We start from the raw sequence: 12,479 nt of genomic DNA on the forward strand, positions 1-12,479 counted from the left end.
CCAAAACGGCCGCCTCAAAGCACCCGGTAACGCCGGTTGAAATACATCAGCGCCTCATCACCTTCATTGATCTTCATATCCACAACATCGCAGATCAGAATATCATGCGTGCCGCCATCATGCGCCTCGCGGATGCGGCAATCGAAGGAAACGAGCGCATCTTCCAGAACCGGAGCGCCGGTTTCGAGCACGCCCCAGCTTCCGGCGGCGAAACGTTCCTCCGCCGGCGTCTTGCCGCCGAAAAGCGTGCTCAGCACCTCGTGATGTCCGGCAAGCGTGTTGATGCAGACGACGCCATTGGCCTTCACCACCCTGTAAGCGGAAGAATTGCGGTTGAGGCAGACGAGAAGCGTGGGCGGATTATCGGATACGCTGCAGACCGCCGTCGCGGAAAAACCTGCCCTGCCGGCCGCGCCGTTGGTGGTGACGATGTTGACCGCCGCACCGAGCCGCGCCATGGCGTTTCTATAATCGAGGCTGCGCTGCTGTGCAGTCTTCGTCTCCATTTCCGCTTCCTTTTCAAGAGACATCCTCTGCATCTAACCCATCCTTCCTTAACAGGCCATCAAGCCAGCACGCAGGCGTCTTCAAAGGCAAGACGCGGCAGGCGGCCGAAGAGCTTCGACGGATCGCCGTAACCGAGATTGATCAGGAAGTTGGACTTCCAAGTCGTACCGGCAAAAAACGCCGCATCCACCTTGCCCTTGTCGAAACCGGACATCGCTCCGGTGTCCAGCCCCAGGGCGCGGGCGGCGAGGATCAGATAACCCGCTTGCAGGGTGCCGTTGCGAAAGGCCGTCTCCTCGGCCACAGCAGGGCTGGAGGTGAACCATGAGCGCGCATCCGCATGGGGAAACAGCTCCGGCAGCTTCTCGTAAAATTCGCTGTCGATGGCGGCGATGACGGTGACAGGGGCTGCCATGGTTTTTTCGAGATTGCCGGAAGACAGCGCCGGCCGCAGCTTTTCCTTGGCTTCCGGGCTGCGCACGAACACGAAACGCCCCGGCGAGCAATTGGCCGAGGTCGGCCCCATCTTTGTCAGATCGTAGAGCGCCTTCAGCGTCTCGTCGCTGACCGGCTTGTCCGTCCAGCCATTATGGGTGCGCGCCTCGGTGAAAAGTGTTGCCAGTGCCTCGTTGTCCAGTGCTTTCGTCATGTTTCTCTAAAATCCTGTCAGAATGTTTGCGTGGCCGGCAGCAGGAACTGCAGAAGCCGTGGGTTGAAAAGCTCGGGCTCGGTGATATTGACCGCATGCGCCCCGAAATCGAAAAGGCAAAGCTCTCCCCGAGGCAGGCCCGCCGCAAGACGCAGGGAGCGGGTGTATGGCACCAGCAGATCGTCCTTCGTCGCCACCACCAGCACCGGGCCACCGACTTCGCCCAATCGGGCGTCCACATCGAAGGCCCTCAGTGCCGCGATGCGCCGAAGCACATTCACCTCACCCTGAAAATGCGCGACGCCATGGGCATCGTCCCGCGCCAGCCGCTCCTGATGTTCCGACATCCAGGCGGCCGGATAAAGAAACAGCGGCTGGGCTTTGACGAAAGCCTCAACACCGGATTTCTCCAGAAGCTCGATCCGCACGTCGAAGCAGCGCCCGGAATGCGGATCGGCCTTGCTCCATGCATTGATCAGAACGAGCCTGTCGATAAGGCCGGGCCGGCTGAGCGCGATATCGAGCCCGATCAGGCCGCCAAGCGCATGGCCCATGAAGTGGAATTTCTCGAGGTTCAGCGCCGAGACGATTTCCAGCACATCATCCGCCATCGCCGATATGCCGCCCTCCGCCGATGCCTCGCCGCCTGTCCTGCCGGTTCCGCGATGGTCGTAGGTGACGATCCGGAAATGATCGGAAAGGGCTTCGATCTGCGGCGCCCAATAGGCGCCCGATCCGCCCAGTCCCGATGACAGCAGGATTGTGGGCGCCTCAGGATCAGTCCGGCCATGAACCTCGAAATGCATCATCTGCCGTTTCGCCCTACTTGCCGATATGGGCGACGGTAGCGATTTCCACCAGCGCGTCGGGCTTCACGAGGCCGCACTGGATGCAATAACGCGCCGGCTTGTCGCCGGGGAAATATTCGGCATAGACCGTGTTGACGGCCTGATAATTCGCCCAGTCGGTGATGAAGATATGGTTCATCGTCACGTCCTCCATCGTGCCGCCGGCGGTTTCGATGACGGACTTGATGGTCTCCAGAACATGGCGGGTCTGCGCGCTGGCATCGCCCACATGCACGACATTATTGTCCTTGTCGAAAGGCAGCGTGCCGGAAACATAAACCACGCCGTCGGCAAGGGTTCCCGGCGAAAAGGGAGCGATGGGTTTGCTGGTGCCGGCGGGCACGACGATCTTCTTCGGCATTTCGTTCTCCTCTTTAGTGATTGAATATCAAGCGCTGGCGGGTGCGGCCTGCGAGATGACGCCGCAGAAATCATTGACGGTGGCGACCCAGCCGAAAAATTTCTCGACATTGTAGACCGTCGCCTGCTGGATAAAGTCCGGCCCGAGATGATGCGTGGCATCCTCCAGCATCACCCCGAAATATTCGAGATGGAAGGCGTCGCGCAGCGAGCTTTCCACGCAGACATTGGTGGCGATGCCGACGAAGACCAGATTGCGGATGCCGCGGGCGCGCAGTACGCTGTCCATATTGGTATTGAAGAAACCGCTGTAACGCGTCTTCGGCACCAGAATATCGCCGGGCTGCGGCTGCAGCTCGTCGACGATGGCATAGTCCCACGTGCCCTTGGCCAGCAGCTGGCCCTGCAGCTCCGGCCTCTTTCGCATCGTCTTCAGGGCGTTGGACTTATGCCAGTTGGGCGAACCCGGGCCGCCCGCCTCGACATAGTCCTTGTCCCAGCCATTCTGGAAATAAATGACCTGAACACCCGCCGCGCGCGCGGCATCCAGCGTCTTCTTGATGTTGGCAATGGTGCCCTTGGCCCCGGAAATGTCGAAACCGGCGAGATCGACATAACCGCCCTCGGTCGAATAGGCGTTCTGCATGTCGACCACGACAACGGCGGTCTCGCTGGGCTTGAGGGTGATCGGCTCCGGCCGGGCGGGAAGCGTCACGCTTTCCGAACGGCTTTCCGGCCCCTTGTAACCCGCCACAACGGCTTCACTCATTCCGCAGCCTCCAGTGCAGCCTGAACATGCGCGCGGCTCTTCATCAGCGGCTGCACATATTTGCCGAATTTTTCCACGCCCTCGAGGAAGTCGTCGAAAGTCAGCATCACGCCGCCCGTTCCCGGCACTTCGCTCATCTCGTCCAGCATGGCCGCCACCTCCTCATAGGAGCCGATCAGCGTTCCCATGTTGATATTGACCGCCGAGACGGGATTGGACATGTGCCGCACATTGGTGTCGGAGCCGGATTTGGTGTCGACAGCGCTTTGCAGGCCGAGCCACTTGATCGCATCCTCATCCGCACCGGCCTTGTAGTGCTCCCATTTCGCCCAGGCATCCTCGGATTTTTCCTCGGCAAGCACCATCGTCAACACGACGGATTTAACCTCGCGGCCGGTCTTTTCCGTTGCCGCCAGCAGCCGCTCATTGGTGGGGGCGAAAGCTTTCGGCGTATTGACGCCGACACCGAAGCAGAAGCTGTAATCGGCGAACTTGGCCGAAAACGCCATGCCGGAGTTGGAGGAACCGGCGCAGATGAGTTTGACGTCGCCCTGCGGCACCGGCTTCATGCGGCAATCGTCCATCTGGAAGAACTTGCCCTTGTAGTCCGACTGGCCCTCCGTCAGCAGTTCTTTCAAGATGGAGGTATATTCGCCGAGATATTCGTAGCGGTCGCCGAAATAATCGTCGCCCGGCCAGAGCCCCATCTGGCTATATTCAGGACGCTGCCAGCCGGTAATCAGGTTGATGCCGAAACGGCCGCCGGAAATGGAATCGATGGTCGTCGCCATGCGGGCAACGATGGCGGGCGGCATGACCAGCGTTGCGGCCGTGCCGAACAGCTTGATCTTGGAGGTGACGGCGGCAAGGCCCGCCATCAGCGTGAAGGATTCCAGATTATAGTCCCAGAACTCGGTCTTGCCGCCAAAACCGCGCAGCTTGATCATCGACAGCGCGAAGTCGAAACCATATTGCTCCGCCTTCAAGGTGATGGCCTTATTCAGGTCGAAGCTCGGTTTGTATTGCGGCGCGTTTTCGGAAAGAAGCCACCCATTGTTCCCGATCGGGATAAAAACACCAACTTCCATTTTGCTGTTCCCTTTTTAGCGTCAGGTGTCTCCTGACTTGACAAAAGAGTAGCAGGTTCTGTGCCAGACCAAATAAAATAATTTTATCAAATGGATAAAATTTCGGGGTGCGCCGAGCCCTGACCAAAAGATAAAAATTTTATCATTTGGTAAAAATATTTGCCTGTTTATTCGGCACAAATGGAATGCGAGAGGTGCAGGAACGAGGCTGTCGCAAATGGGCCTGAAAGTGCGGCAAGAACTGCTTCACACTCTTCGTCATCCTCGGGCTCGGCCCGAGGATCCATAACCCACTGTAACCAATGGATCCTCGGGTCAAGCCCGAGGATGACGTCGCGTGCGGAGCGCCGTCGACGGCGTGTTCCGCGCAAGGGCGTTTCCCGCCATTAAGCTATGCCAAAAATTCAACCCAACCGCTGCTGCGCATAGGCATGAACCGCCCGGAAGGCCGCTTCGGCGCCAGCGACGACGCGCTCTTCCTCTTCGACGGTCAGCGAAATTTCATCGAGCGCGGCGGTGAAGGTGCGCCAGTGCAGGCCGCGTCCTTCCGGCGCACCGGCCAGATGGCGCGCGCCGAATTCTTCGTTCAGCCCAAGCTTGGCCGCATCCTTCAGCAGGAAAGCAGCACCGAGATTGGAGCCTTCCACCACATAAAGCCAGCCCATGGCCTCGGGCAGATCGAACGGGGTTTTACCGGTAAAGCGTGGCTCCACCGCTTCGGGAATGGCAAGATCGAGATCGGCAAGATCCTGCTCGATCATGGAGAGGCGGCGGCGGCCCTTCAGGTCTGGCAGCAGGCCGTCAAGCGTTGCATTGGAGAAAAAGGCATCGAGGTCACGATGGAAGAGATATTGCGTTTCCACGAACTTGCCGAAATTCTCCCGGCTCTCGAAGGGCTTCGATGCCATGATGAAGGCATCGAGATCACTATGCGCACCCCGCGTCGCAGCCTTCAGGCGCTTGACGCGGCTTTGCTCGATCTCTGCTACAGGCGCTGCCGGTTCCGCAATGGTCATGATGATGGTCCCTTTATCCCTATATTCAGAGTGCCTGATAAAAATCTTTACTCCAACAGTCAAATTTTATTTTCGCATGTATTCGCGCGCCCTGCAAAGCGGGACAGGCCCTTGGCACCACGATAAAACAGTATCCGCCTTCATACGGCGCGGCCAGTCCATGCCACCTCCGCAGAACCGCCCTGCCGCTGAGCATCAAGGTAAACATCCGCCGCCGACCTACCAACAAGTCGCCCATCAATTACCTCTTTACAGCTAACATGTCAGCGCGCTATCAATTCGCGGTCACCTTGGAGGAGCATCTTAATTGACCCAGAAATTCGGCCTTTCGGCAGCCCTGACCACCCCCTTCAAAAAGGACGGCGCGGTCGATATCGATGCCATGATCGCCCATGCCCGTCGCTGCCTTGAAAATGGCTGCGACAGCGTGACACTCTTCGGCACCACGGGCGAAGGATGTTCCGTTGGCAGCCGCGAACGGCAGGTCATCCTCTCCCGCTTCATCGGGGCCGGTATTGCGCCGTCCCGCCTTGTCACCGGCGTTCTCGTGGATTCCATCGAGGATGCGGCAGACCAGTCGGCGGAAGCCCTGAAAGCCGGCGTCCGCAATATTCTGCTCGCCCCGCCCTCCTATTTCAAGAATGTCAGCGACGACGGCCTGTTTGCCTGGTTCTCGTCGGTTTTCGCAAAGATCGGCAAGGATGCGCGTGACATCCTCGTCTACAACATCCCCTCCGTGACCATGGTGACACTGTCGGTCGAGCTGGTGGGAAGACTGAAAAAGGCATTCCCCGGCATCGTCACCGGCGTGAAGGACTCCTCCGGCAACTGGAGCCATACCGAACGCCTGTTGAAGGAGCACGGCGATCTCGCCATCCTGATCGGCGATGAGCGCGATCTGGCGAGAGGCGTACGCCTCGGCGGTCAGGGCGCGATATCGGGCGTCGCCAATTTCCTGACTAAGGAAGTGCGCGCCATGGCCGTTGACGGCAAGGACGATGAGCGTGTCGTCGATCTTGTTGTGGAACTTCTGAAATTCCCGGTTACGCCCGCCGTCAAGGTGCTGGTATCACACACAACAGGGGAAACCATCTGGTCTGACGTGCGCGCCCCGCTCGTCGCCGTTTCACCGGAGGACCGGCGGCAGATCGAAGGCGCATTCGACGCGCTGTTTCGCAGGCAGGCCGCCTGAACCAACCTTGAAAGGCTGAGCATGGACGATACCGGCGAACAGACATTGCGGGAACGGGCGTATGAAAGCTTTACGCATCACCTTCTCTCGCGCGACGTTCGCCCGGGGCAATTCATCTCGCAACGCCGCCTCGTGGAATTGACGGGTCTGCCGCTGGGGGCAATCCGGGAGGCCATTCCACGGCTGGAGGCGGAAGGCTTGATCAAGACCGTGCCGCAGCGGGGATTGCAGGTCGCCCATATCGATCTCAACCTCATCCGCGAGGCGTTCCAGTTCCGTATATTCCTCGAAAAGGAGGCCGTGGCGCTCTTTACCCGTTCGGCCTCGGACGAGACCATCGCCAAGCTTTTAAAGCAGCATCGCGATATCGCCGAAGCGGCAGAAAAGGGCGAGGAATCGCCGGAACTGGACCAGCACGCGCAGCAGGTGGACTGGGGCATGCACGATGCCTTCATCGATGCGCTTGGCAATTCGATCATCTCGAACGCCTATCGGGTCAATTCCATCAAGATGCGCCTCATCAATCAGGAGCGCTTTCGTATTGCCGGCCATGTGAAGTCGGTGATGAAGGAACATCTCGCCATTCTCGAAGCCATCGAGAGGCGATCCGTGGAAGAGGCCGTGGAACGGTTGACCGCCCATATCCGCAACGCAAGGGACAGGGCGCTGGCGGTGTAAGGCAACGCCGGCAGGGTCGAAAACGGTCCTGCGTCGGGATTGCAGGAAAATAAGCAACAAGCCGGGGTGAGGAGAATTTCCGGCTAATCTGGAGGAGAAGTGACATGACGCATTCATTGCTCAACCCCACGCGTCGCGCCTTTCTGGCAGGCACGGCCGCGATTGGCGGCAGCGCGATGCTCGGCATTCGCCCGGCATCGGCGGCGGTGAACTGGAAAAAACACGCCGGAACGACGCTCGAAGTCAACCTTGTCAAAAGCCCGCGCAGCGAAACACTGATCAAATATCTCGGCGAATTCGAAGAGCTGACCGGCATCAAGGTCAATGCCGAAGCAACCCCGGAACAGCAGCAGCGCCAGAAAGTCGTCATCGAGCTTTCCTCCGGCAAGCCGAGCTTCGACGTCGTGCATCTGAGCTATCACGTCCAGAAGCGCCAGTTCGAAAAGGGCAAGTGGCTGGCCGATATCAGCGGCTTCCTCAAGGACCCGTCGCTCACCGATCCGTCGCTCGTCGAAAAGGATTTCGCTGAAGCCGGCATGTTGTTTGCCAAGGATAGCGACGGCGTGCTGCGCTCGCTGCCCTTCTCGGTGGATTACTGGATCGTTTACTGGAACAAGGAACTCTTTGAAGCCAAGGGCCTGAAATACCCTGAAACCTTCGAGGAACTGGTAACGGCGGCAGAAAAGATCACCGATCCCGCCACCAACACCTATGGTTTCGTCGCCCGTGGCCTGAAGAACGCCAATACCCCGGTCTGGACCTCGCTGATGCTGGGTTACGGCGCCAAGCCCATCGGTGCGGACGGAAAGATCGATACCGAATCCAAGGAAGCCGTGGAGGCGGCGAAGCTCTATCAGCGCCTGATGACCAAGGCCGCCCCTCCCGGCGTTTCCGGCTTCAACTGGGCGGAAGCACAATCGGCCTTCCTGCAGGGCAAGATCGGCATGTGGTTCGATGGCGTCGGCTTTGCGCCGCCAATCGAGAACCCGGAAAAATCCCGCGTCGTCGGCAAGGTCGGTTACGGCGTCATGCCGAAGGGCCCTGCAACCCAGGCCGCCGGCACCTTCGGCGATGGTCTTGGTGTTGTCGAAGCCAGCAGCAAGAAGGAAGCCGCTTATCTCTTCTGCCAATGGGCGATCTCGCATGAAATGGGCGCGCGTCTGTTGCAGGCCGGTGCCGGCGTTCCATTCCGCCAGTCCATCCTCGAAGACCAGAAGGTCCGCGAAGGCGTGAAGATGCCGGCCGCCTGGCTGGATGCCGTTGTCGGTTCCGGCAAGGTCTCCCAGCTTGCGCTTCCCGTCATCATTCCGGTGACGGAGTTCCGCGACATCTACGGCGTCGGCCTCACCAACATGATCGGCGGCGCGGACCCGGCAGCCGAACTGAAAAAGGCGACGGAACAGTTCGCACCCGTTCTGGCACGTAGCGAGGGATAATGGCCTCCGTGAGCATCGAAAACACCAAGACAGGCGTCAGTCGTAGAGAAGGGAGCAGGCCGGCAAGGCTTGCTCCCAACTACTGGCCCTTCGTCATACCGGCACTTATCGTCATTCTGGCTGTCATCGTTTTTCCATGGGTCTTTACCCTGTGGATGAGCGTGCACCGCTGGACGCTCGGACAGGAGCAGAGCTTTATCGGTTTCGAGAACTATATCCGGCTCGCCAGTGACGGACGGTTCTGGGAATCGCTCTGGCACACGCTCATCTATACCGTGCTGTCGGTCGTCGCTCCGCTGTTCCTCGGAACATTGGCGGCGCTGGTTTTCGATGCGCAGTTTCCGCTGCGCGGTTTCCTGCGCGGCGTTTTCGTCATGCCGATGATGGCGACCCCGGTCGCCATCGCGCTCGTCTGGACCATGATGTTCCACCCGCAGCTCGGCGTCCTGAACTATCTGCTCTCCTTCATCGGCATCGGCCCGCTGGAATGGATTTACAACCAGTCAACCGTCATCCCCTCGCTGGTGCTGGTGGAGACCTGGCAATGGACCCCGCTCGTCATGCTGATCGTGCTTGGTGGTCTCGCTGCCGTGCCGCGCGAGCCCTATGAGAGCGCCGAAATCGACGGCGCCAATGCCTGGCAGAAGTTCCGTTATCTGACCATGCCGATGATTGCGCCGTTCCTGATGATCGCCGTCATCATCCGCTCCATCGACGCCGTCAAAAGCTTCGACATCATCTATGCGATGACGCAAGGGGGCCCGGGAACGGCGTCGGAAACCATCAACATCTATCTCTACAACACGGCCTTTGCCTACTACGACATCGGTTACGGCTCGGCCATGGCCGTCGTCTTCTTCATCATCATCGTGGCGCTCTCCTTCGTGCTTCTGATGGTGCGCCAGCGCTCGCAATGGAACGAGATGGAGGATCGCTGATGTCTGGAAAAATCCTGAAACGTAAGACACTCGATCGCATCGGCCTTTTCTTCGTGGCACTGGTGATGATCTCGCCGGTCATCCTGTTCTTCATGTGGATGATCTCGCTGTCGCTGAAATATGAAATCGACAACGGCGCCTATCCGCCGATCCTCATTCCCGAACGTTTCGCCTGGTCGAATTATGTGAAGGTGTTCGAGGAGAATAATTTCTTCCTCTATTTCTGGAATTCGGTGCTCGTCACCGGCGCGGCCACCATTCTGGCGCTCGTCATCGGCGTGCCCGCCGGTTACGGCATCGCCCGGCTGAAGGCGGAAAAATCCGCCGTCGTCATCATGATCGCCCGTATGACGCCCGGCCTCTCATTCCTCATTCCGCTGTTCCTGCTGTTCCAATGGCTGAACCTCTTGGGCACACTCTGGCCACAGATCATCATCCATCTCGTGGTGACGGTTCCGATCGTCGTCTGGATCATGATCGGTTATTTCGAAACCACACCGAAGGAGCTGGAAGAGGCGGCAAGCATTGACGGCGCCTCCTCCTGGCAGGTGTTCCGGCTGGTGGCGCTGCCGATTGCCAAGCCCGGCATCGTCGTCTCCTTCATCCTCGCCGTCATCTTCTCGTGGAACAACTTCGTCTTCGGCATCGTCTTGGCCAGCCGTGAAACCCGCACCCTGCCGGTCGCGGTCTACAACATGCTCTCCTTTGAACAGGTGAGCTGGGGACCGCTTGCCGCAGCCGCGCTGATCGTCACGCTGCCGGTGCTGCTGCTCACAATGTTCGCGCAGAAACAGATCGTGGCGGGCCTGACCGCCGGCGCCGTCAAGGGCGGCTGAACCAACAAATTATAACGGGAACCTTTACAATGGCACCGGTCAATATCCTGAACGTCCAGAAGCGCTTCGGCGCGGTCAACATCATCCACGGCATCGATATCGATATCAAGGATGGCGAATTCGTCGTGCTCGTCGGCCCTTCCGGCTGCGGCAAATCCACCCTGCTGCGCATGATCGCGGGGCTGGAAGAGCTGAGCGATGGCGAAATCCACATCGGCGCGCGCGAGGTAAGCCACCTGCCCGCCCGCGACCGCGATATCGCCATGGTGTTCCAGAACTACGCGCTTTATCCGCACATGACGGTGAAGGACAATATGGGCTTCGCGCTGAAGCTGAAGAAGGTGAGCGCGGACGAAACCAGGGCCAAGGTCGACAGGGCCGCCGCCATTCTGGGACTGGAAAAGCTGCTCGACCGTTATCCGCGCCAGCTTTCCGGCGGCCAGCGCCAGCGTGTCGCCATGGGCCGCGCGCTGGTGCGCGATCCGCAGGTCTTCCTGTTCGACGAGCCGCTCTCCAACCTCGACGCCAAGCTGCGCGTGCAGATGCGAGGCGAGATCAAGGCCATGCACCAGCGCATCGGCACCACCACCATCTATGTCACCCACGATCAGGTGGAAGCCATGACCATGGCCGACAAGATCGTGGTGCTGCATGATGGCGTGATCGAGCAGATCGGCGCGCCGCTCGAGCTTTACGACAATCCCGCCAATCTCTTCGTCGCCGGCTTCATCGGCTCGCCGGCCATGAATTTCATTCGCGGCCGTGTCGAGGAAGGCGTCTTCCGCACCGCAAAGGGCCTCAGCCTGCCGCTGCCCGTCAATGCCGATATCGGCAAACTGGGCGGCCGCGACCTCGTCTACGGCGTGCGGCCGGAACATATCCGCGCCGCCGAGACCGGCATCGAAGGCCGGGTCGAACTGGTCGAAGGCACCGGCTCGGAAATCTACGCCAAGCTGAACTGCAAGGGTGACGAGATCGCCTGCCTGTTCCGCGAGCGCCTCAATGTCCGCTTCGGCGATACGATCCATATTGCCATCGATCCGGCAACGGTGCATCTGTTCGACAAGGACAGCGGCAAGCGTATCTGAACACGGCAGGAGCGAAGAGAATGGTAAAGGAAGCGGGCGGCAAGCATGTGCTCTGCGTGGGTGCTGCCGTGCTCGACACCCTGTTCCGTGTGCATGACATGCCGAAGGGCGAAGGCAAGGTCCTGCCCTATGAGATGCTGCAGATTGCCGAAGGCATGGCTTCGAGCGCCGCCTATGCCGTGCATCGCATGGGCGGCCGCGCCAGCCTGTGGGGTGCGGTGGGCGACGACGAAACCGGCGCCCGCATCCTGCGCGATCTCGCCGAAAGCGGCATCGATGTTGCGGGCATGACCATCGCCGCCGGGGCGCGCTCGGCCCTGTCGACGATCATCATCGATGACCGGGGAGAACGGCTGATCGTGCCTTTTTACGATCATCGCCTGCATGAGAAAAAACGCTCCTGCACGCCGGCAGATATTGCCCCGTTCGATGCCGTTCTGGTGGATGTGCGCTGGCCGGAGCTGGCACTCGATGTGCTCACTGTGGCGCGCGCGCTTGGCAAACCCGCCATTCTGGATGGCGATGTTGCGCCGGTGGAAACGCTGGAGAAGCTCGCACCCGCCGCAACCCATATCGTCTTTTCCGAACCCGCCGCCGCCCGGCTGACCGGGCTTGAAACGGTGAAAGACATGCTGCCGGTGCTGCATGCCCGGTATCCGCAGACATTCATCGCCGTCACCGCCGGTCCGCAGGGCTGCTGGTGGACCGAGGCCGGCAATCCGACCGTGCATTTCCAGTCAACGATGCAGGTCGAGGCGGTGGACACGCTGGCGGCGGGCGATATCTTCCACGGCACCTTTGCGCTGGCGATGGCTGAAGCCATGCAAAGCCGCGCCGCAATCCGCCTGTCCTCCGTTGCCGCCGCGCTGAAATGCACCGTCTTCGGCGGCCGCATCGGCGCACCGACGCGCGAAGAGACGGAAGACGCGATGCGGCAATGGCTGCAGCGTGAAGACGAAGCCGCGCAACGCGCCTCCTGAGCGCATCCATTGCCCGCATAAAACTATTCCATTTTTGCGATGCCGTTTCCCGGCAAAGTAGTCTAACGTCAAGTCAGAGCAAAGCTTTTCGCAA

Annotated in this window: 14 protein-coding genes; 7 read left to right on the plus strand and 7 right to left on the minus strand. The window is 59.9% G+C overall.

The genetic code is table 11. The features are described 5' to 3' along the window. Window positions 1-14 precede the first annotated feature (14 nt). From rutF to N5D22_RS25860, 7 genes are all read right to left on the minus strand, one after another. Window positions 15-539: an NADH-dependent FMN reductase RutF gene (gene rutF / locus N5D22_RS25830; RefSeq protein ID WP_279657935.1), complete on the minus strand. Its 525-nt coding sequence runs from the start codon at window positions 537-539 to the stop codon at window positions 15-17. Window positions 540-565: 26 nt separating this feature from the next. Beyond that, window positions 566-1,156, minus strand: coding sequence for a malonic semialdehyde reductase (locus N5D22_RS25835; protein ID WP_279657934.1), 591 nt, complete (start codon window positions 1,154-1,156; stop codon window positions 566-568). A gap of 17 nt (window positions 1,157-1,173) precedes the next feature. Continuing rightward, entirely contained in the window at window positions 1,174-1,965 is a 792-nt protein-coding gene (gene rutD, locus N5D22_RS25840; RefSeq protein ID WP_279657933.1) for a pyrimidine utilization protein D, read from the minus strand. Window positions 1,966-1,978: 13 nt separating this feature from the next. Then, window positions 1,979-2,365, minus strand: a complete 387-nt coding sequence (rutC, locus tag N5D22_RS25845; RefSeq protein WP_003492069.1) for a pyrimidine utilization protein C — start codon at window positions 2,363-2,365, stop codon at window positions 1,979-1,981. Between the two features lie 27 nt (window positions 2,366-2,392). Then, on the minus strand, window positions 2,393-3,133 hold the full coding sequence (gene rutB, locus N5D22_RS25850) for a pyrimidine utilization protein B (protein WP_279657932.1): 741 nt from the start codon (window positions 3,131-3,133) through the stop codon (window positions 2,393-2,395). Further along, on the minus strand, window positions 3,130-4,221 hold the full coding sequence (rutA, locus tag N5D22_RS25855; RefSeq protein ID WP_003492073.1) for a pyrimidine utilization protein A: 1,092 nt from the start codon (window positions 4,219-4,221) through the stop codon (window positions 3,130-3,132). The genes rutB and rutA overlap by 4 nt, the downstream gene beginning before the upstream one ends. Window positions 4,222-4,625: 404 nt before the next feature. Next, window positions 4,626-5,237 (minus strand): biliverdin-producing heme oxygenase, encoded by a 612-nt coding sequence (locus N5D22_RS25860; RefSeq protein WP_279657931.1) that lies wholly within the window; start codon window positions 5,235-5,237, stop codon window positions 4,626-4,628. A 307-nt stretch (window positions 5,238-5,544) separates the two neighbouring features. Here N5D22_RS25860 and N5D22_RS25865 point away from each other — a divergent pair, with 307 nt between their 5' ends. The 7 genes from N5D22_RS25865 (at window position 5,545) to N5D22_RS25895 (ending at window position 12,385) form a co-directional block, all read left to right on the plus strand. Continuing rightward, window positions 5,545-6,429: a dihydrodipicolinate synthase family protein gene (locus N5D22_RS25865; RefSeq protein ID WP_279657930.1), complete on the plus strand. Its 885-nt coding sequence runs from the start codon at window positions 5,545-5,547 to the stop codon at window positions 6,427-6,429. A gap of 21 nt (window positions 6,430-6,450) precedes the next feature. Beyond that, entirely contained in the window at window positions 6,451-7,107 is a 657-nt protein-coding gene (locus tag N5D22_RS25870) for a GntR family transcriptional regulator (RefSeq protein ID WP_279657929.1), read from the plus strand. A gap of 104 nt (window positions 7,108-7,211) precedes the next feature. Then, a complete protein-coding gene (locus N5D22_RS25875; RefSeq protein WP_279657928.1) occupies window positions 7,212-8,543 on the plus strand; it encodes a sugar ABC transporter substrate-binding protein in 1,332 nt (443 codons plus the stop codon). Further along, window positions 8,543-9,481, plus strand: a complete 939-nt coding sequence (locus tag N5D22_RS25880; RefSeq protein WP_279657927.1) for a sugar ABC transporter permease — start codon at window positions 8,543-8,545, stop codon at window positions 9,479-9,481. The genes N5D22_RS25875 and N5D22_RS25880 overlap by 1 nt, the downstream gene beginning before the upstream one ends. Before the next feature lie 14 nt (window positions 9,482-9,495). Further along, window positions 9,496-10,317, plus strand: coding sequence for a carbohydrate ABC transporter permease (locus N5D22_RS25885; RefSeq protein ID WP_026363927.1), 822 nt, complete (start codon window positions 9,496-9,498; stop codon window positions 10,315-10,317). Window positions 10,318-10,346: 29 nt separating this feature from the next. Continuing rightward, complete coding sequence (gene ugpC, locus N5D22_RS25890) at window positions 10,347-11,405, plus strand: sn-glycerol-3-phosphate ABC transporter ATP-binding protein UgpC (RefSeq protein ID WP_279657926.1); 1,059 nt, start codon at window positions 10,347-10,349, stop codon at window positions 11,403-11,405. Window positions 11,406-11,425: 20 nt separating this feature from the next. Further along, window positions 11,426-12,385, plus strand: coding sequence for a sugar kinase (locus N5D22_RS25895; RefSeq protein ID WP_279657925.1), 960 nt, complete (start codon window positions 11,426-11,428; stop codon window positions 12,383-12,385). Window positions 12,386-12,479 lie beyond the last annotated feature (94 nt).

Source organism: Agrobacterium sp. GD03872 (assembly GCF_029840625.1).
GTDB lineage: Bacteria > Pseudomonadota > Alphaproteobacteria > Rhizobiales > Rhizobiaceae > Agrobacterium > Agrobacterium fabrum_A.